Below are 24296 nucleotides of genomic sequence, written 5' to 3' on the forward strand. Positions count from 1 at the left end.
TCCGCCGCCTGCGACGGACGGGCGTCGTCGGCGCGCGCCGACACGGGCCAGGGAGAGGGCAGACTGATCTGTCGGGCCGACCCAGCCGGCCGGACGACGACAGCGCGCCCCGAGGGCGTCTTGTCAGCATGTGTTGACAAATGACGTCAGCCGGGGTGAGGATCACCCCGACGACGACGTCCAGGACCCCGCCCGCCGGGCGTCCGCCCGACAAGGAGCATTCGATGAAGAACCGATTCCTCGCCTCCCTCGGCCTCGCGGCCGCGGCGGGCCTCCTCCTCACCTCGTGCGCGGGCACCGGCCAGGAGACCGCGCCGACGGCGGGCGGCGGCGGCGGGAAGACCGGCGACCTCACGTTCGCGGTGGTCACGCACTCCGGCCCGGGCGACGCGTTCTGGGACCGCGTGAAGTCCGGCGCCGAGACGGCCGGCGGCCAGTACGGCGCGACGGTCACGTACAACGCCGACCCGGATCCCGCCAAGCAGTCGCAGCTCATCGACAACGCGGTCGCGCAGCAGGTCGACGGCATCGTCGTCTCGATGGCGAACCCCGACGGCGTGAAGGACAGCGTCGAGAAGGCGGTGTCGGCGGGGATCCCCGTCGTGACGATCAACTCCGGCATCGAGCGCTCGGCCGAGTTCGGCGCCCTCACCCACGTCGGCCAGAGCGAGACGGTCGCGGGCGAGGCGGTAGGCAAGCGGCTCGGGGACGCCGGCCTCAAGAACGCGCTGTGCGTGATCCAGGAGGCCGGCAACGTCGGCCTCGAGGAGCGCTGCTCGTCGGCGGCGAGCGCCTTCCCCGGGCAGATGGCGAACCTCCAGGTCGACGGTACGAACGACGCCGAGGTGAAGGCGACCATCAAGTCGAAGCTGCAGGCGGATCCCTCCATCGACGGCGTGCTCACGCTCGGCGGCCAGTACGCGATCGACGCGGTCGGCGCCGTGGAGGAGTCGGGCAGCGAGGCGAAGATCGGCACCTTCGACCTCTCGGAGGACGTCGTCGGCGCGGTCGAGGCGGGCACCGTCCTGTTCGCGGTCGACCAGCAGCCCTACGTGCAGGGCTTCCTGGGCATCACCGCGCTCGACCTGTACGCCACGAACGGCAACGTGATCGGCGGCGGCCAGCCCGTCTACTCCGGCCCCGCGTTCGTCACGAAGGACAACGCGGCCGAGGTCGCCGAGTTCGCGAAGAACGGCACCCGCTAGCCCGACGGGCCCGCCCGCCCGGCGCCTCCCGCGCCGCCCTCCCGCACCGACATCCCCCACGCCCACCGAAGGAGCCCCGTTGACCACGACGGACATCGTGACGATCGCCACGAGGCCGCGCCTCGAGAACAGGCCGATCCGCAAGATCCTCGCCCGCCCGGAGATCGGCGCCCTCGTGGCCGCCCTCGCCGTGCTCGTGTTCTTCTCCCTCTACACGCCGCAGTTCCTCACCCTCGCCGGCGCGGGCGTCTGGCTCGAGTCGGCGTCGACCTTCGGGATCATGGCGGTCGCCGTCGCCATGCTCATGATCGGGGGCGAGTTCGACCTCTCGGCCGGCGTCATGACGGGCTTCTCGGCCCTCGTGGTCGGCATCCTCACGTCGCACTACGGCCTCAGCATCTGGGTCGCGGTGGTCGTCTCGCTCGCGGCGGCCCTCGCGATCGGGGCCCTCAACGGGTTCCTCGTGATGAAGACGGGCCTGCCGAGCTTCATCGTGACGCTCGGCACGTTCTTCGCGCTCGCGGGCATCGACCTCGCCGTCACGAAGCTCATCACCGGGCAGGTCGCGATCCAGGGCATGACGAAGGTGCCGTCCTACGACCAGATCCAGCCGATCTTCGGCTCGTCGCTCCAGGTGGGCGGCGGCACGTTCTACGTCTCGGTGCTGTGGTGGTTCGCCGTGGCGGCCGTCGCGACGTGGATCCTGCTGCGCACGCGCGCCGGCAACTGGATCTTCGCGGTCGGCGGCGCGAAGGAGTCCGCCCGCCAGGTGGGCGTGCCGGTGGTCACGACCAAGATCGGCCTCTTCATGGGCACCGCGGGCGCGGCGTGGCTCGTCGGCATGATCAGCCTGTTCCGCACCTCGACGGTGCAGGCGAACACGGGCGTCGGCCAGGAGTTCATCTACATCATCTGCGCGGTCGTCGGCGGATGCCTGCTCACGGGCGGCTTCGGCTCGGCCATCGGCGCGGCGCTGGGCGCCCTCATCTACGGCATGGTCTTCCAGGGCATCACCTTCGCCCAGTGGGACACGAACTGGCTGCGCACGGTGCTCGGCGGGATGCTGCTCGCCGCGGTGCTGCTGAACAACCTGGTGCGCACGCGGGCGGGAGGCGGACGATGACGACCGAGACGATCCCCGGAGCGGCCGAGGAGGCCGGCGGGCGCCCCACTCCCCCGCTGCCGCCCGTCGGCACGACCATCCTCGAGGTCCGCGACATCGGCAAGAGCTACGGCGCCGTCAACGCGCTCACGGGCGTCTCGACCGTGGTCGCCGCCGGCCAGGTCACGTGCGTGCTCGGCGACAACGGCGCGGGCAAGTCGACCTTCATCAAGATGCTCGCGGGCGTGCACGCGCCGAGCGAGGGCACGATGCTCCTCGACGGCGAGCCCGTCACGCTCGGATCCCCGCGCCAGGCGCTGCAGGCCGGCATCGCGACCGTCTACCAGGACCTCGCGGTCGTGCCGCTCATGCCCGTGTGGCGGAACTTCTTCCTCGGCTCCGAGATCACGAAGGGGAAGGGGCCGTTCCGCCGGCTCGACGTGCCGGCCATGAAGGCGATCACGCACGAGCGGCTCGCGCAGATGGGCATCGACCTGCGCGACGTCGACCAGCCCATCGGCACCCTGTCCGGCGGCGAGCGCCAGTGCGTCGCCATCGCCCGGGCCGTGCACTTCGGCGCGCGCGTGCTCATCCTCGACGAGCCGACCGCGGCCCTCGGCGTGAAGCAGTCGGGCGTCGTGCTCCGCTACATCGCGCGCTCCCGCGACCAGGGGCTGGGCGTCGTGTTCATCACGCACAACCCGCACCACGCGTTCCCGGTGGGCGACCGGTTCCTGCTGCTCAACCGCGGATCCAGCCTCGGCACGTTCGAGAAGGACGAGATCACGCTCGGCGAGCTCACGAGCCTCATGGCGGGCGGCGCGGAGCTCGACTCGCTGGCGCACGAGCTCGCGCGCGACGCCGACCCGGACGGGGGCCGGCCGGCGGCGGACGCGTGAGCCGCCCCATGCCAGGATGAGGCGTTGACCTGACACCGAGGGAGCGATCCACGTGACGCAACCGGAGCAGATCCTGCCCCCCGACCTGTTCCTCGCGCTCGACCGCTCCGGCCCCGTGCCCCTCTACTACCAGGTGGCCAACCTGCTGGAGACGGCGATCCACGACGGCACGCTGCCCGCGGGCGCGCGGCTCGAGAACGAGATCGCGCTCGGCAACCGGCTCGGGCTCTCCCGGCCCACCATCCGCCGTGCGATCCAGGACCTCGTCGACAAGGGCCTGCTCGTGCGCCGCCGCGGCATCGGCACGCAGGTCGTGCACGGCCGCGTCACCCGCAACGTCGAGCTGACGAGCCTGCACGAGGACCTCGAGCGGCAGGGCCAGACGCCGGCCACGCAGATGCTGTCGTCGTCGCGCGGCGAGGCCGACGAGCGGATCGCCGAGGCGCTCGGCGTCGAGGTCGGCAGCCCCGTGCTGCACCTCACCCGGCTGCGCACGGCCGACGGCGTGCCGCTCGCGGTGCTCGACAACGTGCTCCCCGAGCCCTTCGTCGACCTCGATCCCGAGGAGCTCACCACCCACGGCCTCTACCAGCTGCTGCGCGGCCGCGGCGTGATCATGCGGGTCGCCAAGCAGCGCATCGGCGCCCGCGCGGCCACCGCGTCGGAGGCGCGCCTGCTCGACCTGCCGCGCGGCGGCGCCGTGCTCACGATGTCGCGCACCGCGTTCGACAGCTCGGGCCGCGCCGTCGAGCACGGCCAGCACTGCTACCGGCCGGACCTCTACTCGTTCGAGATCACGCTCGTCGACCGGTAGCCCGTCGCGGGGCGCACGGGGACGCTGCCACGATGGGCGGATGACCGACGACGACGCGTCCGCCGCCGCCCCGCTCGACCGGGTGCGCTGGCCCGTCCGCACCGAACGGCTCCTCCTCCGGCGCATGACCACGGCCGACGCTCCGGCGATCTGGCGCTACCGCCGGCTCGACGAGGTCACCCGCTGGGTCACCTCGCGGCCGACCGATGCGGCCGCGTGGATCGCCGGGAGCGCCGGCATGCTCCGTGACCAGCTCGTCATCGAGCTCGACGGCCGCGTCGTCGGCGACCTCATGGTGCGGGTCGAGGACGCATGGGCGCAGCGCGAGGTCGCGCACCTCGCGGTCGGGACGCAGGCGGAGCTGGGCTGGACCCTGGATCCGGCCGTCGGCGGACGCGGCCTCGCGACCGAGGCGGTGCGGGCCGCGCTGCGGATCGCGTTCGAGGACCTCGGCGTCCGCCGGGTCGTCGCGAGCGCCTTCGCCGACAACGCCCCGTCCCTCCGGCTGGCCGAGCGGGTGGGGATGCGGCGCGAGTCGTACGCGGTCGGCGACTCGCTGCACCGCGACCTCGGCTGGATCGACGGGGTCGGCTACGCGCTGCTCGCCGAGGAGTGGGCGGCGCGCGGCTGAGCGACCGGTTCCGCTGACCCGCGCCATGGGATCCAATATCCTATAGGATCTCCTCACGTGCTCGATGAGGAGGACCCACGGATGACCCGGCTCTGGAACGACCCCGCCGACTTCGCCGACGACATGACGGCGGGCTTCGTCCGCGCCAACGGACGCTGGGTGCGTCGGGTGCACGGCGGCGTCTCCCGCTCCACCCGCTCGGCCGAGCCCGAGGTGGCCGTCGTCATCGGCGGCGGCTCCGGCCACTACCCCGCGTTCGGCGGGCTGGTCGGCCCCGGCCTCGCGCACGGCGCCGCGATGGGCAACCTCTTCGCCTCGCCGTCGGCGCACCAGGTCGAGTCGGTGATCCGCTCGAGCGAGCAGGGCCGCGGCGCGCTCCTCCTCTACGGCAACTACGCGGGCGACGTGCTGCACTTCGACGACGCGCAGGAGCGCGTGCGCCGCGACGGCGTCGACTGCCGCACGGTCGTCGTGACGGACGACATCTTCAGCGCCTCCCCCGACGAGCAGGCCAAGCGCCGCGGGATCGCGGGCGACCTCACCGTGTTCAAGGCGGCCGGCGCCGCGTCCGCCGCGGGCTACGACCTCGACGACACCGAGCGCGTGGCCCGGCTCGCCAATGCCCGCACCCGGTCCATGGGCGTCGCCTTCACGGGCTGCACGCTGCCGGGCGCCGACGAGCCGCTGTTCTCGGTGCCGGAGGGGCGCATGGCGATCGGGCTCGGGATCCACGGCGAGCCCGGCATCGACGAGACCGACATCCCGTCGGCCGACGGCCTGGCCGAGCTGTTCGTGACGAAGCTGCTCGCGGAGGCGGAGATCCCCGACGGCGTCGAGGTGCGCGGCGCCCGCGTCGTGCCCGTCCTCAACGGCCTCGGATCCGTGAAGAACGAGGAGCTCTTCGTCGTGTTCACGCGCGTCGCGGACCTGCTCGAGGAGGCGGGGCTCACGCTCGTGGATCCGCAGGTCGGCGAGTTCTGCACGAGCTTCGACATGGCCGGCGCCTCCCTCACGCTGTTCTGGCTCGACGAGGAGCTCGAGCGGCTCTGGACCGCGCCCGCCGACACCCCGGCGTTCCGCAGCGGCGCGTTCGACGGATCCGCGCTGCAGCCCGTGGACGCGCGCGAGGACGACGAGGTCGACGCCGCGATCCCCGACGCGACAGACGCGTCCCGCCGCACCGCCCTGCGCGTGGCCGCGGCCCTCGACGCCGTGCACGCGGTCGTCGCGGAGAACGCCGACGAGCTCGGGCGCCTCGACTCGGTCGCGGGCGACGGCGACCACGGCATCGGCATGCTGCGCGGATCCCGGGCCGCCTCCGAGCGCGCGGCCTGGGCCGTGGAGCAGGGCGCCGGCGCGCGCACGGCCCTCCGGCTGGCCGGCGACGCCTGGTCGGACAAGGGCGGCGGCACGTCCGGCGCGCTGTGGGGGCTCATCCTGCAGGCGGTCGGCGACGCCCTCGACGACGAGGACGCGGATCCCGCGACGGCCGAGGCGGTGGCCCGCGGCGTGGGCGACGCGCGCGACGCCGTGATGGGCCACGGCAAGGCCGCGCTCGGCGACAAGACCATGGTCGACGCGCTCGTCCCGTTCGCCGACGTGCTCGCCGAGCGGGTCGGATCCGGGGCGTCGCTCACCGACGCCTGGGCCGCCGCGAGCGACGCGGCGCAGGAGGCCGCGGACGCGACGGCGGCGCTGAAGCCCGGCATCGGGCGCGCGCGGTCGCACGGCGAGCGCTCGGTCGGCACGGCCGACCCCGGCGCCGTGTCGCTCGCGCTCATCACCGCGGCCGTGGGCCGCACCCTCGCCGACCGATGACACCCACCGGCACCGGCACCAGCACCAGCATCAGCATCAGCATCAGCATCAGCATCAGCATCAGCATCAGCATCAGCATCAGCATCACGGACACCAGGAGGACAGCATGACCAGGACATGGCGCATCGTCGTCGGCTCGGACGACGCGGGCTACGACCACAAGGAGGCCCTCAAGGCCGACCTCGAGGCGAGCGACCTCGTGGAGTCGGTGGTCGACGTGGGCGTCGACGCGGACGGCCACACCGCCTACCCGACCGTCGCCACCACGGCGGCCGAGATGGTCGCGCGCGGCGAGGCCGACCGCGCGCTGCTCGTCTGCGGGACCGGGCTGGGCGTCGCGATCGCGGCGAACAAGGTCCCGGGGATCCGCGCGGTCACCGCCCACGACTCGTACTCGGTGGAGCGCAGCGTGCTCTCCAACGACGCGCAGGTGCTCTGCATGGGCCAGCGCGTCATCGGGCTAGAGCTCGCGCGGCGGAACGTGCGCGAGTGGCTGACGTACGAGTTCGACGCGTCGAGCCCCTCGAACGACAAGGTCGACGAGATCCGCGCGTACGAGGCGAAGTAGGGCCGTGCCCGCGCAGCCCGTCGCGGCGCCGACGGTGGTCGGCGTGAGCCTGAAGATGTACCTCGGGCACGCGGAGACGGTCACGTGGTGCGGGGCCGTCGCGGAGATCGCGCGGCCGCACCCGGCGACCGCGGGCGGCACGGTCGAGCTCGTGGTGCTGCCCTCGTACCTGTCGGTGCCCGCGGCCGTCGGGATCCTCGACGGGCTCGCCGCCGTGGGCGCGCAGGACCTCGCGGCCGAGGACGCCGGCGCCTTCACGGGCGAGGTGTCGGGCGGGCAGATCCGGGAGCTGGGCGGCGCGTTCGTCGAGGTCGGGCACGCCGAGCGGCGGCGGCTCTTCGGCGAGACGGACGAGGTCGTGCGGCGGAAGGTCGACGCGGCGCTGCGGGCCGGGCTCGTGCCGATCCTGTGCCTCGGCGAGGAGACGGAGCAGGATCCGGCCGACGCCGCCCGGGAGTGCGCCCGGCAGCTCGACGACGCGCTCGCCCTCGCGGCGGAGCGCGGGCACGGCGGCCGGATCGTCGTCGCGTACGAGCCGCAGTGGGCGATCGGCGCGGCCGAGCCGGCGTCGGACGCGCACATCCGCGCGGTCTGCCGGGACCTCCGCGAACGCGTGCGGGCGCTCGACGCGCACCCGGGATCCGCGGTCATCTACGGCGGCAGCGCGGGGCCCGGCCTCCTCACCCGCATCGGCGACGACGTCGACGGCCTGTTCCTCGGCCGCTTCGCCCACGATCCCCGGGCCGTCGCGGCGATCCTCGACGAGGTGCACGCGCGGGCCGCGGCCCAGCCGGCGCCCGACGCCTCCCGCTGACGGCAGACTGTCCTGGTGACCTCCGGCCTCCCCCTCGACGCGACCTCGATGCCCGCGCGGCAGGGCCTGCGCGACCGCGTCTACGACCTCGTGCTCGACATGCTCATGGGATCCGCGATGGAGCCCGGCTCCCGCCTCGCCATCGACCAGATCGCGCGCGACCTCCACGTCTCCCCCACGCCCGTGCGCGAGGCGCTCGTGCAGCTGGAGCGCACCGGTCTCGTCGCGCGCGAGGCGCACAAGGGTTACCGGGTCGCGCCGCCCATCGCGGGCGAGCAGCTCGAGGCGCTGTTCGACGCGCGGCTCGTCCTCGAGGGCGGGGCGACGGCGCTGGCCGCCGCGGATCCCGCGCGCCTCGTGCCCGCGCTCGAGGAGGCCCTCACGGCGCACCGCGCGACGACGAAGCGCGTGCGCGCGGCCGCGGGCGGCGGCGAGATGCCCGTCGGCCTCATCCGCGAGTACTTCGTCGTCGACTGGGACTTCCACCACCGGATCTTCGAGGCCACCGGCAACCCGTTCCTCCTGGACATGTCCGAGGCGATCTCCACCCGCGTGCACCGCATGCGCCAGAACCTCCGCACGGGCGTGCACGACGCCGACGACGCCGTGCACGAGCACCGCGCGATCGTCGACGCGGTCGCCGAGGGCCCGGACGCCGCGGCCGCCGCGATGCGCGCCCACATCGAGCGGGTGCGGGAGCGGTCGCGGCGCGACGCGCTCGATCCGGCCCGGGAGGCGCGGTCGCCGCACGGCCTGCCGTAGCCTGCCGATGTGACCCACCCGCGCGACCCCGCCCCCCTCGACGCGGAAGGGGAGCCCCGGTGACCCGTCGGCAGATCTTCGTCGAGACCACCATCGCCGCCGACGTCGAGCGCGTCTGGGCCGCGACCCAGGATCCGACCCAGCACGTGCGCTGGGACGTGCGCTTCACCTCCATCACCCCGACCGCCCCCGACGCGACGGGCGCCGTGCGCTTCGCGTACGTGCGACGGACCGCCGTGCACGACGTGCACGGGACCGGGATCAGCATCGGCGACCGGCGCGGACGCGACGGCACCCGCACCTCCGCCCTCCGCTTCGCGACGGACGACCGCCTCTCCCCCATCCGCGCCGGCCGCGGCTACTGGCGCTACGTGCCGCTCCCGGACGGGCGCACGCGCTTCATCACCGGCTACGACTACGACCCCGGCTGGGGACCGCTCGACCTCGTCGTCCGGCCGCTGCTCGGCTGGGCGACCGCGTGGAGCTTCGACCGGCTCCGCATCTGGCTCGAGACCGGGACGGCCCCGGAGCGCTGGACGCTCCTGCACGTGCTCGCCGTGTGGCGGCCGGACCGGCCGCGCGCGTCGCGCACGCTCCGCGCACCCGCGGGCGGACGCCGCGACGCCGACCACCTCGGGGCCGCGCCGGACGCGCTCGCCGCCCTGCCCGAGCCGGGAGCGGGGATCCGATGACCTCGATCTTCGAGGAGGCCCTCGGCGCCGACTTCCGGCGCCTGCACCCGATGATGCAGCGGCGCTTCGGCGTGGGCCTCGACGCGGGCGAGGCGTGCGTCGGCACGGGCGTCATGTCGGTGATCCGCCGCGGACCGTGGTGGACCGTGCCCTTCCTGCAGTTCGGCCGGCTGCGGAACATCCTCGTGCCCGACGTCGGCCGCGACGTGCCCTTCGTCATCGAGAACTACCCGTACCGGGACGAGCTCGGCCGGGAGACCGTGACCTTCGTCCGCTCCTACGAGGTCCCGCGGCGCCGGGCTGGCGGACGGCCCGTGCGCTTCGACGCGACCATGGTGCTCGACGAGGGGCGGGTGCTCGACTACCTGGGCACGCACCAGCACCTCGCGGTCGACCTCGACCTGGAGGTGGACGACCGCGGCGGCCTCGTGCTCCGCTCGGACGCGCAGCGCTTCCACGAGGGACCCGTCTCGTTCCGCTTCCCGATGCTCCTCAGCGGCCGCGCCGAGCTGCACGAGCGCTGGTCCGAGGAGGACGAGGCCTTCCACGTCGACCTCGAGGTGCACAACGACCGCTTCGGGTTCCTGTTCGGCTACTCGGGGACCTTCACCTGCACGTGGATCCCCGCGGCCGACGCCCCGGACCGGCTGAAGCCCGTCCGCACCGAGCGCCGCACCTGAGGCGCGGGCGCCTAGCCGATCGGCGCCGGCCCCAGCTCGTCCATCAGCTTTTTGATCGCCACGTACGCCTTGTTCCGGTACGCCACGAGCGCCTCCGTGCGCTCCGCGGGCACGTCGAGGTAGCCGGATCCGGTCTTGGTGCCGTACTCGCCCGCGTCCACGTGCGCCTGGAGGGAGGCCGGCGTCGCGAAGCGCTCGGGCCAGCGGGTCTGCAGCGACGCGTAGCAGAAGGCGTAGACGTCGAGGCCGGCCATGTCGGCGATCGCGAACGGGCCGAAGACCGGGAGGCGGAAGCCGAACGTGGTGCGGACGATCGTGTCGATGTCCTCCGGGCTCGCGATGCCCTCCTCCACGATCTGCGTCGCCTCGTGGAAGAGCGCGTACTGGAGGCGGTTGAGCACGAAGCCCGTGGAGTCCGTCACGCGCGCGGTCTCCTTGCCGGTCGCCGCGACGATCTCCTCGACCATCGCGATGGCCGACTCGGCGGTGCCCGCGTGCGGGATCAGCTCGACGCCCGGGATGAACGGCGCCGGGTTCGAGAAGTGCACGCCGAGGAACCGCTCCGGGTTCGTCACGGCCTCGGCGAGCGAGGAGATGAGGATCGTCGACGTGTTGGATCCGATGACCGCGTCGGGCCGCGCCGCCGCGGAGATCCGACGCAGCGTCGCGTGCTTGATCTCGAGCTTCTCCGGCACCGCCTCCTCGATGAGGTCGGCGTCGGCGACGGCCTCCTCGATGGACGCGGCGGGCGTCACCGCTGCGCGGATCCGCTCGACGGCGTCGGCGGGGAACAGCCCGTCGGCGACGAACCGCTCCGCCTCGGCGATGAGGCGCGCGTGGTTGGCGACGGCGATCTCCTCCGAGATGTCGGCGATGCGCACCTGCGCGCCCGCGAGCGCGAGCACCTGCGCGATGCCCCCGCCCATGTAGCCGGATCCGACGATGGCGATGCTGCGTGCGGTCATGATGCCCTCTCCCTATGCGTCGCGCGTCTGCGGCAGCAGCGTGCGGATGTAGTCGCGGTTCTCCGCGCAGACGCCGAGGCTGTCGCCGCCGTACTGCTCGGTGAGGATGATCCCGTCGAAGCCGAGCTCGACCGCGTCGCGGATCACCTGCCGGTAGTCGATGAGGCCGGCCTTCATGGTGGTGGGCACGCTGGTCGCCCAGCTGCCGTCGGCGGCCTCGTCGCGCATGTAGTTCTTCACGTGCCAGTAGTTCGCGTACGGCAGCGTCTTCGCGTACAGCTCGCGCCAGCTCTCGACCGGGCGGTGCAGGCGGATGAGGTTCGCGACGTCGGGGTTGAGCCCGACGTTGTCGAGGCCGATCTCCTCCACGAGCCGCACGGCGCTGTCCGCCGTGCCGAGGTAGGTGTCCTCGTACATCTCGAGCGCCATGCGGAGGCCGAGGTCCGCGGCGTGCCGGCCGAGCTCGCGGAGGCGCGTGACGGCGGCGTCCCACACCTCGGGGTCGTCGGGATCCTTCGGGCCCTCGGCCGTCCAGAACCACAGCGCCTTCCGCTGCGCGTCGCTGAACGGCTGGTGCAGGCCGGTGGAGAAGACGTCCATGCCCATCTCGGCGATCGCGTCGATGGTGCGGTGCGCGTAGGCGAGGTTCTTCTCCTCGTGGCCCGGCATGATCACGCTCTGCCGCTGCAGGTGCACCGACGGGATGCCGACGCCGTGCGACCGGGCGACGGAGACGAGCTCCGCGCGGCGGGTCGGCTCGAGGTCGGCCGGGCGCACGTGGCTGTCGGCGAGCTCGGCGAGCGTGAAGCCCTCGCGCGCGATGTCGGCGAACATGCGGTCCCAGACCGCGGTGTCGGCGTCGTGCAGCGCGGTGCCGTCGCGGCCGACCGTCGCGAAGGAGTGCAGGCAGGTGGCGATGGGCCAGTCCGCGGCCGTGAACGCCGGGGTGGGGTGGGTCGCGTGTGTCTCCGGCATGCTGCTCCATCGCGGTCGTCGGGTCCCGGATGCCCGGGGTTCAGATCCTATAGGAAATAGCATCCGGGCGACCATGGGCGGCGCGACCCGGTCCTCCTGCTCGCCGAGGTCGGGATAGACGACCGTCTGTGGAGACTCGGATCCGCGGGCTCGGCGGGCTGTCTAGTCTCATGCTTCACCCGAGAACGGAGCACAATCACCATGCCATCCACCACGCCCTCCAGCCGATCCTCGCGTCGCCTCCGTCGAGCGGGGACCCTCGCCGCCGCCGCCACGATCGCGCTCTCCGCCACCTTCGGCCTCGGCATCGCGCCGGCGTCCGCTACCACGGCGTCCGCGTCACCGGCCTCCGCGGCCCCGGCGTCCACCCCCATCGACGCCTCCCAGACCACCGTCCCGGGGGCCAAGCCCGGCCCGGCGCCCAAGTGGCCCGGCCCGCTGTTCCGGTTCGTGTTCCAGACGCACTGGACCCCGGTCGCCCACGGCGGGCAGAACATCCGGTCCTTCCGCGTCCAGGGCTACTCGGCCATCCCGGGCGGGCTGTTCATCAACAACGTCAACGAGTGCGTCTCGTACTCGGGCTACAACGACAAGATCGACGACGTCCGCTACGCGGGCGTCGTCCTGCCGCAGATCGCCAACACCACCGTCACCAGCTTCTCCGGCCCCCACTGCACCGGCTACGACTACGGGAGGGTCGGCGGAAGCGGTCCGATCAACAGGGGCTTCCTCGACTGGACGCTCTTCACGCACCACGCACCGGCTCCTCGCTCGTAGGACCCGCACGCACCGACGGCCGGCGTCTCCCTCGTGGAGACGTCGGCCGTCGTGCGTCAGCACGGCTCCCCCGCGTCAGCCGAGCAGCGGCCGCTGCGCCCTCTTCCGCTCCACGTACTCCGCGTGCGCGGCCTGCGTCGACGGCATCTCGGAGACGCCGGGCACGGGCACGTCCCACCAGCCCTCGCCGTCGGGGCCGTAGACGAGCGGGTCGCTCTCGACGTGGATCACGGTGGTGCGGTCGGACGCCTTCGCTCGCCGCACCGCGTCGCCGAGCGCGGTCGTAGCATCGGGGCCGGGCGCGACCTCGATCACGTCGACGCCGTAGCTGCGCGCGTTCGCCGCGAGGTCCACCGGCAGGGGCTCGCGGCCCTCGAAGGCCCGCGTCGCCGGGTCGAGCGCGCGGTAGCGCGTGCCGAAGCGCTCGGTGCCGACGGTCTCGGAGAGGTGGCCGATGGACGCGTAGCCGTGGTTCTGGATCACGACCACGATGATCTTGATCCCCTCGGCCACCGCGGTCACGAGCTCGGTGTGCAGCATGAGGTACGAGCCGTCGCCGACCATGACGATCACGTCGCGGTCGTCGCCGTACGCCTCCGCGCCGCGCTTGACCCCGAGCCCGCCGGGGATCTCGTAGCCCATGCACGAGAACGCGTACTCGACGTGGTAGCCGAGCGCGTCGCGCACGCGCCAGAGCTTGTGGAGGTCGCCGGGCAGGGATCCTGCCGCCTGCACGACGACGTCGCGCGGGTCGCTCGCGGCCTGGACGGCGCCGATGATCTCGGGCTGGCCGGGCAGCGCGCCGCCCGTGGGCGCGAGCGCGCGGTCGACGGCGGCGTCCCACTCGCGCTTCTCGCGGGCGATGCGGTCGGCGTACGCGGGGTCGACGCGCGTGCCGGCGAGCGCATCGACCAGCGCCTCCAGCGTCTCGCGCGCGTCGGCCACGACCGCCAGCTGCGCGCCGTGCTTGTACGCGTCGAAGGAGGCGACGTTGACGTTCACGAAGGTCACGTCGGGGCGCTGGAACGCCGTGCGGCTCGCGGTCGTGAAATCGGAGTAGCGCGTGCCGATGCCGATCACCACGTCGGCCTCGGCGGCCAGGCGGTTCGCGGCGGTGGATCCGGTGGCGCCGATGCCGCCGACGTGCTGCGGGTGGTCCCAGGTGAGGGATCCGCCGCCGGCCTGCGTGGTGCCGACCGGGATGCCGGTGGCCTCGGCGAAGCGCAGCAGCGCCTGCTCGGCCGCGGAGTAGATGACGCCGCCGCCCGCGACGATGAACGGCGTGCGGGCGTCGCGGATCGCCTGCACCGCCCGGGCGAGCGGCCCCCGCTCCGGCAGCGGCCGGCGCAGGTGCCACTCGCGCGGGGCGAGGAAGGCGAGCGGCACGTCGAGCGCCTCCGCCTGCACGTCCTCGGGCAGCGCGATGGTCACGGCGCCCGTCTCGGTCGGGTCGGTGAGCACGCGCATGGCCGCGAGCGCGATCGAGCACAGCTGCTCGGGCCGCTGCACCCGGTCGAAGAAGCGCGAGAGCGGGCGGAACGCGTCGTTGACGCTGATCCCTGAGTCGTGCGGGTGCTCGAGCTGCTGCAGCACCGGATCCGCCACGCGGGTCGCGAAGGTGTCGCTCGGCAGGAGCAGCGCCGGCAGCCGGTTCGCGGTGGCGAGGGCCGCGCCCGTGAGCATGTTGGCGGCGCCGGGCCCGACCGACGCGGCGCTCGCGTAGGTGGCGAGCCGGCGGTGCATGCGCGCGAAGCCGACGGACTGGTGCACCATCGCCTGCTCGTTGCGGGCCTGGTGGTACGGCATGAGGTCGGGATCCTGCGCGTTCGCCTGCATGAGCGCCTGGCCGATCCCGGCGACGTTGCCGTGGCCGAAGATCCCGAAGACGCCCGGGATGGTGCGCTCGCGGTGGTCGCCGTCGACCGTCCACTGGTTCGCGAGGAACGCGACGAGCGCCTGGCTGACGGTCATGCGGGTGGTGGGCTCGGTCATCGGGTCGGGGCTTCCTGGTCGGGGGCGGGCGCGGCGGACTCCGCGGCATCGGCGGCCGGCGTCGGGTCGGCGGTGTACGGCAGGCGCGGGTCGATCCCCTGCCCGGCCCACGTGCCGCGGATCCAGTCGTGCGCCGGATGGTCGCTGATGAGCCAGGCGCGGACGGCGCCCGGCCCCGCCATGACGTTGAGGTAGTAGAGGTCGTAGCCCGGCGCCGCGACCGCCGGCCCGTGGTACCCGTACGGCACGAGCGCGACGTCGCCCGTGCGCACGACCGCGTCGATCGCGATCTCGCCCGCGGGCGACGACGACGTGTGGAAGAGGCCGAACGGGTCCGCGTCGGCGGGCGCCTCGAGGCCCTTCCCGACGGCGGTCTCGAAGTAGTAGATCTCCTCCAGCCGCGACTCCTCCCCCGGCCTCTCCTCGTCGTGCTTGTGCGCGGGGTAGCTCGACCAGTTCTCCGCGGGCGTCACGACCTCGCAGACGATGAGGCGGTCGGCGTCGAGGGATCCGGCGGTGCCCGGCGTCCCGAAGTTGTGCACCTGGCGGCTCGACCGTCCCGCGCCGCGGAGTTCCACCGACACGTCGTCGCGGGCGATCCGGCGGCTCGGCACGTGCCGGGTGGCGGGCGCCTCGGCGACGGCCACGCGGCCGGATCCGGTGAGCGTCGCGCTCGATGCGCACGAGAGGTAGAGCACGTCCGTCGGGCCGGCGAAGACCGAGGCGCGGCCCGCGAGGTCGGTGACGCGCTCCTCGCCGTCGCCCTCGCGGTGCCGCACGGCGAAGGATCCGGCGAGCGGCACGACCATGCGCTCGACGCCCGCGGCGGGCAGCGCCAGCTCCTCGCCGTCGGCGAGCACCGCGACCCGGAGGCCCGTGTGCTCCCACGCCGGCAGGGATCCGTCGACCACCGTCTCCCAGCCGTCCCGGCCGAGGCTCCCGCGGGGGTGCAGCCACTCGTTCGTCGTCATGCTCGTCTCCGTCGTCGTCATGGGTGCCGGGTGGTGCGGGTCGTGGATCAGTTCTGCGGGAAGCCGAGGTCGACGCCGCCATGCGACGGGTCGAGCCAGCGGCTGGTGATCGCCTTGGCTTGCGTGAAGAACCGGACGCCCTCGGCCCCGTGCGCCTTGGTGTCGCCGAAGAGGCTGGAGCGCCAGCCGCCGAACGAGAACGTGGCGACGGGCACGGGGATGGGGACGTTGATGCCGATCATGCCGACCTGCACCTCGTTCTGGAAGCGGCGCGCGGCCCCGCCGTCGTTCGTGAAGATCGCCGTGCCGTTGCCGAACGCGCCCGCGTTGATGAGCGCGACGCCCTCCTCGTACGTGCGCACCCGGACGACGCCGAGCACGGGTCCGAAGATCTCCTCGGTGTACGCGCGCGAGCTCGTCGGCAGCTCGTCGATGAGCGTCGGGCCGAGCCAGAAGCCGTCCCGCTCGCCGTCGACCTCGATGCCGCGGCCGTCGACGACGATCCGCGCGCCGTCCTCCTCCGCGATCGCGATGTAGGAGGCCACCTTGTCGCGGTGCGCCTCCGTGACGAGCGGGCCCATGTCGCAGCCGCGGCGGCCGTCGCCGACCCGGAGCCCGGCCATGCGTGCGGTGATCCGCTCGATGAGCGCGTCCGCGACGGGCTCCACCGCGACGACCACCGAGATCGCCATGCAGCGCTCGCCCGCCGAGCCGAAGCCCGCGTTGACGGCGGAGTCGGCGACGAGGTCGAGGTCGGCGTCCGGCAGCACGAGCATGTGGTTCTTGGCGCCGCCGAGGGCCTGCACGCGCTTGCCGTGCCGGGTCCCGGTCTCGTAGACGTACTGCGCGATGGGCGTGGATCCGACGAACGAGATCGCGCGCACGTCCGGGTGCGCGAGCAGCCCGTCCACCGCCTCCTTGCCGCCGTTCAGCACCGTGAAGACGCCGTCGGGGAGGCCCGCACGCTTCCACAGCTCGGCCATCCAGATGGCCGCGCTCGGGTCCTTCTCGCTCGGCTTCAGCACCACGGTGTTGCCGGCCGCGATCGCGATGGGGAAGAACCACATCGGCACCATCGCGGGGAAGTTGAACGGCGAGATGATCCCGACCACGCCGAGCGGCTGCTTCGTGGAGTACACGTCGACGCCGGTCGACACCTGCTCCGAGTACTCGCCCTTGAGGTGGTGCGCGAGGCCGGTCGCGAACTCCACGACCTCCTGGCCGCGCGTGATCTCGCCGAGGGCGTCGCTCACGACCTTGCCGTGCTCCGACGTGATGATCTCCGCCAGCTCGCCCTTCTCCGCCTCCAACAGCTCGCGGAAGCGGAACAGGATCGCCTGCCGCTTGGCGAGCGAGAGGTCCCGCCAGGCCGGGAACGCCGCGTGCGCCGACGCGATGGCGCGCTCGATCGTGTCGGCGTCCGCGAGCGCGACCTCCTTCGTGACGACGCCGCGGGCCGGGTCGTAGACGGGCGCGGTGCGGCCGGACGTCGAGGACGAGCGGGCGCCGTCGATCCAGTGCGGGACGACGGGGAGCGGGGCGGTGTCGGTCATGGTGTCCTTCGTCGGTCGGGGTCGGGCGGGCGGGATCAAGGGCGGGCGCGGCCGTGCACGAGGGCGACGGCCTGGTCCACCGCGCGGGCCACGTCGCCGTCGGCGGGGTGGATCAGCGTGCGCCCGACGACGAGGCCGCGCACGCCCGGCAGGTCGAGCGCGTGCTCCCAGCCGGCCCAGGTGTCCTCGCCCGCGCCCTGCGGATCCCCGCCGAGCAGCAGCGTGGGCAGCGTGGTGGCGGCCATGACGCGGGCCATGTCGTCGACGACGGGCAGCTTCATCCACGTGCGCGCGGAGGAGGAGCCGAGGCCGGACGCGATGGCGATGGACGTGATGACGGCGTCGGCCGACAGGTCGTTCACGATCCGTCCGTCCCGCCACGCGCTCATGAAGGGCTCCAGCATGATGGGCAGCCCGGCGCGCACGGCGGCGTCGACCGCGCGCGCGTTCGCCTCGAGGGTCGGGGCCGTGCCGGCGTCGTCGAGGGCGATCCGCACGAGCGTCTTCGCGAAGTCGAGGCCGTCGCGCACGAGCCCGGGCACGTCGTAGGCGGTGAAGCGGTCGTCCATCTCGAAGGCCGCGCCGCGGAGGCCGCCGCGGTTCATGGATCCGACCACGACCTTGTCGTCGAGGAGGCCGAGGAGCGCGAGGTCGTCGACGATGTCGGGCGTGCCGAGCACGCCGTCGACGCCGTCGCGCGTGAGGGCGGTGGCGAGGCCCGCGAGCAGCTCGTAGCGGTCCGCGAGGGCCATCGGGTCGTCGCCCACGCCGAGGGCGCCGCGGGCGGGGTGGTCGGCGGCGACGATGAGCAGGCGGCCGTCGTCGCGGATCAGCGGGCGGCGCACGCGGCCGGCGAGCGCGCGCGCGACGGCGGCGGGATCCGTGGCGCGCAGGTCGCGGAGCGCCTGGAACGCGCCGGGCAGGTCGCCCGCGCGGAGCGCCTCGGCGGGTGCCCGGGACGCGTCGCCAGCGGTCACCGGAGGCCCTCGAGCACGGCGTCGACCTCGGCCGTCGTCGGCATGGCGGTGGAGCACTCTCGGCGGGAGGCGACGACGGCGCCCGCGACGTTGGCGAAGCGCAGGATCCGCTCCAGGTCCCATCCCGCGAGCAGCCCGTGCACGAGCGCACCGCCGAAGCCGTCGCCCGCGCCGAGCCCGTTGACGACCTCGACGGCGTACGGCGGCACCTCCACGGTCTCCTCGCGCGTCCGGGCGAGCACGCCCTTCGGCCCCTGCTTCACGATGGCGAGCTCGACGCCGCGGTCGAGCAGCGCGTCGGCGGCCCGCAGCGGATCCGTCTCCCCCACCGCGATCTCACACTCCTCGCGGTTGCCGACCGCGACGGTCACGTGCTCGAGCGCACGCCCGACCTCGCGCGTCGCGTCCGCGGGCGACGCCCAGAACATGGGGCGGTAGTCGAGGTCGAGCACGGTGAGCGGCCGGCGCGCCCGGGCGGCCCACGCGGCGTGGTGCGCGGATCGGCTCGGCTCCTCGCTGAGGCCCGTGACGGTGGACCAGAAGACGCGGGCCTCCTGGATCGCCGTCGTGTCGAGCGACGCCGCCTCGATGCAGAGGTCGGGCGCCTTCGGCCGACGGTAGAAGTAGAGCGGGAAGTCGTCGGGCGGGAAGATCTCGCAGAAGGTGACGGGCGTGGGCAGGTCGTCGACCGGCGTGACGAAGGCCGCGGAGACGCCGAGCCTCTCCAGCTCCCGCGTCACGTAGCGGCCGAACGGGTCGTCCCCCACGCGCGAGATCAGGGCGGCGGATCTGCCGTGCCGCGCGGCCGCGACCGCCACGTTCGCCGCGCTCCCGCCGAGGTACTTGCCGAACGTCGCGACGTCCTCGAGGCCCACGCCGTCCTGGAGCGGGTAGAGGTCGACGCCGACGCGGCCGATGGTGATCACGTCGTGGATCGGGGGCGAGGCAGGGACCATGTCGGCGCTGCGTCCTCTCCGGCTCGGGAGTGCGGTGGCGGGTGCTGATGCCCGTCCAACGTAGCGCATGTTCTGACATGTGCACATGGCCGCGGCACCGCGCGACGCCCGGATCAGCCGAGCGGCAGGTGCATCACGTGCAGGCCGACGAGCCCGTCGCGTGCGTCGTCGAACGCCTCGGGCACGGTGCCGACGATCCGGAAGCCGAGCGACTCCCACAGGTGCACGGCCGCGCGGTTCGTCTCCACGACGGCGTTGAACTGGATCGCCCGGTAGCCCTCCGCGCGCGCCCACGCGATGACGTGCTCGCCGAGCGCGCGACCCACCCCGCGGCCGCCGTGCGCGGGATCCACGAGGAAGGACCCCGTGGCGACGTGCGCCCCGCGGCCCGGGCGGTTCGGGCCGGCCTTGGCGGACCCGAGGACGGTCCCGTCGTCGTCGACCGCCACGATCGTGCGGCCCGGCGCCTCCGCCATCCAGTTCAGCCGCGCCTCCTCGAGCGACTGCCCGGCGGGGAGCGCGTAGGTGCGGCCTGCGTCGACGACCTGGCGGTAGAAGGGGTGGATCAGGGGCCAGTCGGCGTCCGTGGCGGGGCGGATCTGCATGCGGTCGAGGCTATCGAGCGACGCGCGGGACGCCGAGCGCCGGCAGCAGCACCTCGTCGATCACGGCGACGAAGAAGTCGCGCCGCACGGGAGCGCGCCCGGCGGCGAGGCGCTGCGTGCTCATGGCGGGCACGACCTCGGCGAGCACGGCGACGGCGGCGTCCGACCGCGGCGGCACCTCGCCCCGCTCGATCGCGCGCCGCAGCAGCCGCCCGTAGACCTCGACGTACGGATCCGTGACCTCCGTGCGGATCGCCTGCGCCAGGCGCTCGGAGCCGCGCATCGCGGAGGCGAGCCCGGCGAACACGGCGGCCCGGCGGTCGGCACCGCCGAGCCAGCCGGAGTCGACGACGGCGAGGAGGTCGTCGCGCAGGGATCCGGTGCCGGGCAGCGCCTGGGCCTCGGGCGGGCCGCCGGCCGCGCGGAGGGCCGCGAGCACCAGGTCCTCCTTCGTCGCCCAGCGCCGGTAGATCGTGGTCTTGGCGCGGCCCGTGCGGGCGGCGACCTCGTCGAGGGCCATGCCGTCGTAGTCGCGCTCGGCGACGAGGTCGAGGGCGGCGGCGAGGATCGCGGCGTCGCCCGAGCGGTCGACGGGACGGCCGACGCGGGGTCGGGGTGCGGCGTCCGGCGTGTCCATCCAGTCCAGGATAGGCCCGTCACGGGGTTCCGCTACCGGGTAGTAGCGTTACTCGTCGCAGGTCGCGTCGCGGCCTCAGGAGGAGGAGCCATGCAGATCCAGGACGCGGTCGTCGTCATCACCGGGACGTCGTCGGGCATCGGGGCGGCCACCGCACGGGCCGCGGCGCGGGCGGGCGCGCGCGTCGTGCTCGCGGCCCGGCGGGAGGATCGGATTGGGGACCTCGCGGCCGAGCTGGGCGGCGGCGCGATCGCGGTGCGCTGCGACGTCACCGACCGCGCGCAGGTCGACGCGCTCGCGCGGGCCGCCCTCGACGCCTTCGGCCGCATCGACGTGCTCGTGAACAACGCGGGCCAGGGCTTCCAGGCCGACATCGAGCGGATCGACCTCGACGACCTCCGCGCCGTCCTCGAGCTCAACCTCGTCGCGCCCCTCGCGATGATGCAGGCCGTGCTGCCGACCATGCGCGCGCAGGGCGCCGGCGCGATCGTGAACGTCAGCTCGGGCACCACGTTCGCCGACGTGCCGGGCACGGGCGGCTACGTCGCGTCGAAGATCGCGCTGGAGCGCCTGTCGGCCATCGCCCGCGCGGAGCTCGCGGACACGGGTGTGGTCGTCTCGACGCTGATCCCCTTCGCCACGGAGACCGAGTTCATGGCCTCGATCCGCGCGGGCCGCGCCGAGGCGGAGGCGATGACCGCGGGCGCCGCGTTCGACACCCCGGAGACGGTCGCCGACGCGGTGCTCGCCCTCCTCGCGAGCGGCGCCGCGCGCATGGACCTGGTGCCGGCGGCCTACGGCGGGTCGCGCTGATCCGGGATCAGACGCGCGGGTCGTCCACCAGCCGCTGGAACAGCACGTGGTCCTGCCACTCCCCCGCGATGCGGAGGTAGCGCGGCGCGAGCCCGTAGCGCGTGAAGCCCGCGCGGGCGAGCACGGCCTGCGACGCGCGGTTGCCGAGGAGCGTGCCCGCCTCGACCCGATGCAGCCCGAGGTCGCCGAACGCGAGCGCGACGGCGGCGCGCACGGCCCCGGTCGCGAGCCCGCGGCCGGTCCGGTCCGCCGCCAGCCAGTAGCCCACGCTGCACGACTCGAACGCGCCGCGCACGATGCTGTTCACGTTGATGCGGCCGGCGACGGATCCGTCGTCGTCGAGGATCGCGAGCGGCACGCCCTGCCCGCGCGCGTGCTGCTCGAGCGCCGCCTCGATGTCGGCGCGCTGCCCGGCGGGGGTGTCGTGATCCGCGTGCCGGATCGGCTCCCACGGCGCGAGGAACGCGCGGCTCGCCAGGCGCAGCCCGGACAGGGCGGGGGCGTCGTCGGGCGTCAGCAGGCGGATCCGGTCGGGCACGGCATCGAGGATGCCAGACCCGGTCCCGCGTACGACGACGGCCGCCCCACCCGCGAGGGGTGGGACGGCCGTCGGGTCGTGCGTGAGCGCTAGGCGCGCGCGAGGTCCGCGATGATGCGGTCCCCGGCGGCGGCCATGACCGTCGTCGCCTTGATCTCGGCGCGACCCAGGAGGTCGTCCATGCGACGGCGGCGGGCCTTCGTGATCAGCGTCACGACGGTGCCCTGCTTGCCGGCGCGGCCCGTGCGGCCGGCGCGGTGGAGGTAGCTCTTGTACTCGTCGGGCGCGTCGGCCTGGATGACCAGCCCGATGTCGTCCACGTGGATGCCGCGGGCGGCCACGTCGGTCGCCACGAGCACGCGGACCTTGCCGCTCGTGAGGAGCTGCAGGTTGCGCGTGCGGCGCGCCTGGTTGAGGTCGCCGTGCAGCGACGTGGCCGGGATGCCGGCGTCCTCGAGCTGGTCGGCGAGCTGCTCGGCGAACGCGCGGGTGCGGGCGAAGATCAGCGTCTTGCCCTCGCCCGAGGAGAGCTGCTCGATGATCGCGGCCTTGTCGCGCTGCTCGATGAGGAGCACGCGGTGGTCGATGGTCGACGACGCCTGGTCCTCGCCCGCGACCTCGTGGACGCTGGGCGACGGCAGGAACTCGTTGACGAGCGTCGCGACGCCCTTGTCGAGCGTGGCGGAGAAGAGCAGGCGCTGGCCGTCCTTCTTCACCTGGCGGAGGATCCGCTGCACGGGCTCGAGGAAGCCGAGGTCGCACATGTGGTCGGCCTCGTCGAGGACCGTGACGACGATCTCGGAGAGGTCGAGGCGGCCCTGGTCGATGAGGTCCTCGAGGCGGCCGGGGGTCGCGATGAGGATGTCGACGCCGCGCTGGAGCGCACCGACCTGCTTGAACTGCGGCACGCCGCCGAAGATCGTGGTGGTGAACAGGCCCACCGAGCGGGCGATGGGCTGCACCGTGCGGTCGATCTGCATGGCGAGCTCGCGCGTCGGGGCGAGGATCAGCGCGCGGGGCTTGCGGCCCATCTTGCGGTTCTTCGCGCCGTCGTTCTCGAGCAGGCGCTCCACGAGGGGCGCGCCGAACGCGATGGTCTTGCCGGATCCGGTGCGGCCGCGGCCGAGCACGTCGCGACCCGCGAGCACGTCGGGGATCGTGGCGGCCTGGATCGGGAACGGGCTCGCCGCGCCCAGCTCCTCGAGCACGCGGACGATGTTCTGGCCGAGGCCGAGGGCGGCGAAGGTCACGCCGTCGACGTCCTTGGCCGTGGTGGCCTGGGCCTCGAGGCGCTCGAGCACGACGTCCTCGGCGGGAGCGTGGCGCGGGGCGCCCTCCTTGCTCGGGTAGAAGTCGCTGTCGCGCTTGGGGCGCGCGTCGTCGTAGGACGGGCGCTCGCTGCGCTGGGGGCGGTCGCCGTAGGAGGGGCGCTCGGAGCGCTGCGGGCGGTCGTTGTAGGCCGGACGCTCGGTGCGGGCCGGACGGTCGTTGTAGGCCGGACGCTCGGATCGCTCGGCGCGGTCGCCGTAGGACGGGCGCTCCGTGCGGGCCGGGCGCGAGTCGTTGTACGAGGGACGCTCGGTGCGGGCGGGACGGTCGTTGTACGCCGGACGCTCGGTGCGCGGGGTGCGGTCGTTGTACGCGGGGCGCTCCGTGCGGGCGTTGCGGTCGTTGTACGCCGGACGCTCGGTGCGGGCGTTCCGGTCGTTGTACGCGGGACGCTCGGCGCGGTCGTTGTAGGCCGGACGCTCGGCACGCTGGGCGCGGTCGCCGTACGAGGGGCGCTCGTTCCGGTCGTTGTACGCAGGACGCTCCGACCGCTGCGGCCGGTCGTTCCCGTAGGAGGGACGGTCGTTACGCGGCGCGCGGTCGTTGTACGCGGGACGCTCGGAGCGCTCGCCACCGCGGGCGGGCCGGTCGTTGCCGTACGAGGGACGCTCGGAGCGCTGTCCGCGCTCGGCGCCGTACGAGGGGCGCTCGCTGCGCTGGCCGCGGTCGTAGCCGCCGCCGGAGGAGGGGCGCTCGCCGCGCTGCGGGCGGGCGTCGCCGCCGCGCTCGGGGCGCTGGCCGGCGCGGTTGGGGCGGTCGCCGTACGCGGGACGCTCGCCGCGACCGGCGGGACGCTCGGCGCGGGGCTCCCAGTTGGGGCGGTCGCCGCCGCGCGCGGGGCGGGCTGCGCCGCCGCGCTGGGGGCGGTCGTCCTGGCCGGAGCGCTGGGCGCGCTCGTCGGCGTTCCAGCGCTGCTTCTTGGGCGCGGGATCGGAGTTGTAGCCGCGGTGGTTCGGGCTGCGGGATCCCGCGGGGGCGCGCTTGGCGCCGCGCGGGGAGTCGTTGTTGTAGGGCATGAGGGATTCCTCGTTCTGCTCGGATGCATGACAATGCGCATGTGCGAAGCAGCGCGCTACAGGATCAGGGTGCGCAGAGCTGCTCTCAACCCGGGCAGTCGTCGACCGGGGGCCGTGTCATCGCGTGACGTACCCCTCTGCGGAACGAGAGGGGGAAACCGGCCCACCTGACTGACAAATCCATCCGCCCGGATGGATGGTCCGGTA

24 protein-coding genes are annotated in these 24296 nt (G+C 73.8%); 13 read left to right on the forward strand and 11 right to left on the reverse strand.

Annotated elements, in window-relative coordinates:
• Positions 1-224: 224 nt before the first annotated feature.
• From ACMT9T_RS06335 to ACMT9T_RS06385, 11 genes are all read left to right on the forward strand, one after another.
• The gene (locus ACMT9T_RS06335; RefSeq protein ID WP_414744743.1) at positions 225-1205 is read left to right on the forward strand and encodes a sugar ABC transporter substrate-binding protein; all 981 of its coding nucleotides are present in this window, start codon (positions 225-227) and stop codon (positions 1203-1205) included.
• Positions 1206-1284: 79 nt separating this feature from the next.
• Positions 1285-2328: an ABC transporter permease gene (locus ACMT9T_RS06340; protein ID WP_414744744.1), complete on the forward strand. Its 1044-nt coding sequence runs from the start codon at positions 1285-1287 to the stop codon at positions 2326-2328.
• Positions 2325-3206, forward strand: a complete 882-nt coding sequence (locus ACMT9T_RS06345; RefSeq protein ID WP_116052928.1) for an ATP-binding cassette domain-containing protein — start codon at positions 2325-2327, stop codon at positions 3204-3206. The genes ACMT9T_RS06340 and ACMT9T_RS06345 overlap by 4 nt, the downstream gene beginning before the upstream one ends.
• 52 nt (positions 3207-3258) lie before the next feature.
• Positions 3259-4020: a GntR family transcriptional regulator gene (locus ACMT9T_RS06350; RefSeq protein ID WP_414744745.1), complete on the forward strand. Its 762-nt coding sequence runs from the start codon at positions 3259-3261 to the stop codon at positions 4018-4020.
• A 40-nt stretch (positions 4021-4060) separates the two neighbouring features.
• Entirely contained in the window at positions 4061-4651 is a 591-nt protein-coding gene (locus ACMT9T_RS06355) for a GNAT family N-acetyltransferase (RefSeq protein ID WP_414744746.1), read from the forward strand.
• An 81-nt stretch (positions 4652-4732) separates the two neighbouring features.
• Positions 4733-6469, forward strand: coding sequence for a dihydroxyacetone kinase family protein (locus ACMT9T_RS06360; protein WP_414744747.1), 1737 nt, complete (start codon positions 4733-4735; stop codon positions 6467-6469).
• Positions 6470-6575: 106 nt separating this feature from the next.
• Positions 6576-7037, forward strand: coding sequence for a ribose-5-phosphate isomerase (locus ACMT9T_RS06365; protein ID WP_414744748.1), 462 nt, complete (start codon positions 6576-6578; stop codon positions 7035-7037).
• A 4-nt stretch (positions 7038-7041) separates the two neighbouring features.
• Positions 7042-7851 carry a triose-phosphate isomerase family protein gene (locus tag ACMT9T_RS06370; RefSeq protein ID WP_414744749.1) on the forward strand — a complete coding sequence of 270 codons (810 nt, stop codon included), beginning with the start codon at positions 7042-7044 and terminating at the stop codon, positions 7849-7851.
• 15 nt (positions 7852-7866) lie between these two features.
• The gene (locus tag ACMT9T_RS06375) at positions 7867-8613 is read left to right on the forward strand and encodes a GntR family transcriptional regulator (protein ID WP_414744750.1); all 747 of its coding nucleotides are present in this window, start codon (positions 7867-7869) and stop codon (positions 8611-8613) included.
• 59 nt (positions 8614-8672) lie between these two features.
• Positions 8673-9305 carry an SRPBCC family protein gene (locus tag ACMT9T_RS06380; protein WP_414744751.1) on the forward strand — a complete coding sequence of 211 codons (633 nt, stop codon included), beginning with the start codon at positions 8673-8675 and terminating at the stop codon, positions 9303-9305.
• Complete coding sequence (locus ACMT9T_RS06385; protein ID WP_414744752.1) at positions 9302-9985, forward strand: DUF4166 domain-containing protein; 684 nt, start codon at positions 9302-9304, stop codon at positions 9983-9985. The genes ACMT9T_RS06380 and ACMT9T_RS06385 overlap by 4 nt, the downstream gene beginning before the upstream one ends.
• 11 nt (positions 9986-9996) lie before the next feature.
• Here ACMT9T_RS06385 and ACMT9T_RS06390 read toward each other — a convergent pair whose 3' ends face one another.
• On the reverse strand, positions 9997-10950 hold the full coding sequence (locus ACMT9T_RS06390) for a 3-hydroxyacyl-CoA dehydrogenase family protein (RefSeq protein ID WP_414744753.1): 954 nt from the start codon (positions 10948-10950) through the stop codon (positions 9997-9999).
• Between the two features lie 12 nt (positions 10951-10962).
• Positions 10963-11925, reverse strand: a complete 963-nt coding sequence (locus ACMT9T_RS06395; protein WP_414744754.1) for a sugar phosphate isomerase/epimerase family protein — start codon at positions 11923-11925, stop codon at positions 10963-10965.
• Between the two features lie 201 nt (positions 11926-12126).
• On the opposite strand from ACMT9T_RS06395, the gene ACMT9T_RS06400 reads away from it, so the two are divergent.
• Positions 12127-12702, forward strand: coding sequence for a hypothetical protein (locus ACMT9T_RS06400; RefSeq protein WP_414744755.1), 576 nt, complete (start codon positions 12127-12129; stop codon positions 12700-12702).
• 75 nt (positions 12703-12777) lie between these two features.
• Here ACMT9T_RS06400 and iolD read toward each other — a convergent pair whose 3' ends face one another.
• The 7 genes from iolD to ACMT9T_RS06435 all read right to left on the reverse strand — a co-directional run bounded on the left by iolD (position 12778) and on the right by ACMT9T_RS06435 (position 20393).
• Entirely contained in the window at positions 12778-14694 is a 1917-nt protein-coding gene (gene iolD, locus ACMT9T_RS06405; RefSeq protein ID WP_414744756.1) for a 3D-(3,5/4)-trihydroxycyclohexane-1,2-dione acylhydrolase (decyclizing), read from the reverse strand.
• A complete protein-coding gene (gene iolB, locus ACMT9T_RS06410) occupies positions 14691-15665 on the reverse strand; it encodes a 5-deoxy-glucuronate isomerase (protein WP_414745863.1) in 975 nt (324 codons plus the stop codon). Before iolB ends, iolD begins: the two co-directional genes overlap by 4 nt.
• A gap of 47 nt (positions 15666-15712) precedes the next feature.
• A complete protein-coding gene (locus ACMT9T_RS06415) occupies positions 15713-17218 on the reverse strand; it encodes a CoA-acylating methylmalonate-semialdehyde dehydrogenase (RefSeq protein WP_414744757.1) in 1506 nt (501 codons plus the stop codon).
• Between the two features lie 35 nt (positions 17219-17253).
• The gene (locus ACMT9T_RS06420; protein ID WP_489672272.1) at positions 17254-18141 is read right to left on the reverse strand and encodes a Cgl0159 family (beta/alpha)8-fold protein; all 888 of its coding nucleotides are present in this window, start codon (positions 18139-18141) and stop codon (positions 17254-17256) included.
• Between the two features lie 50 nt (positions 18142-18191).
• The gene (gene iolC / locus ACMT9T_RS06425; protein WP_414744759.1) at positions 18192-19151 is read right to left on the reverse strand and encodes a 5-dehydro-2-deoxygluconokinase; all 960 of its coding nucleotides are present in this window, start codon (positions 19149-19151) and stop codon (positions 18192-18194) included.
• A 113-nt stretch (positions 19152-19264) separates the two neighbouring features.
• Entirely contained in the window at positions 19265-19756 is a 492-nt protein-coding gene (locus ACMT9T_RS06430) for a GNAT family N-acetyltransferase (RefSeq protein WP_414744760.1), read from the reverse strand.
• A 10-nt stretch (positions 19757-19766) separates the two neighbouring features.
• Positions 19767-20393 (reverse strand): TetR/AcrR family transcriptional regulator, encoded by a 627-nt coding sequence (locus ACMT9T_RS06435; RefSeq protein ID WP_414744761.1) that lies wholly within the window; start codon positions 20391-20393, stop codon positions 19767-19769.
• A 90-nt stretch (positions 20394-20483) separates the two neighbouring features.
• Between ACMT9T_RS06435 and ACMT9T_RS06440 the strand changes: the two genes are divergently transcribed.
• Positions 20484-21206 carry an SDR family oxidoreductase gene (locus ACMT9T_RS06440; RefSeq protein WP_414744762.1) on the forward strand — a complete coding sequence of 241 codons (723 nt, stop codon included), beginning with the start codon at positions 20484-20486 and terminating at the stop codon, positions 21204-21206.
• Positions 21207-21213: 7 nt separating this feature from the next.
• Here ACMT9T_RS06440 and ACMT9T_RS06445 read toward each other — a convergent pair whose 3' ends face one another.
• Together ACMT9T_RS06445 and ACMT9T_RS06450 are read right to left on the reverse strand one after the other, a co-directional pair.
• Entirely contained in the window at positions 21214-21744 is a 531-nt protein-coding gene (locus tag ACMT9T_RS06445; protein WP_414744763.1) for a GNAT family N-acetyltransferase, read from the reverse strand.
• An 89-nt stretch (positions 21745-21833) separates the two neighbouring features.
• A complete protein-coding gene (locus ACMT9T_RS06450) occupies positions 21834-24089 on the reverse strand; it encodes a DEAD/DEAH box helicase (RefSeq protein ID WP_414744764.1) in 2256 nt (751 codons plus the stop codon).
• Positions 24090-24296 lie beyond the last annotated feature (207 nt).

Origin of the sequence: Clavibacter vidaverae, from assembly GCF_047529985.1 — a bacterium.
Classification (GTDB): Bacteria; Actinomycetota; Actinomycetes; order Actinomycetales; family Microbacteriaceae; genus Clavibacter; species Clavibacter nebraskensis_A.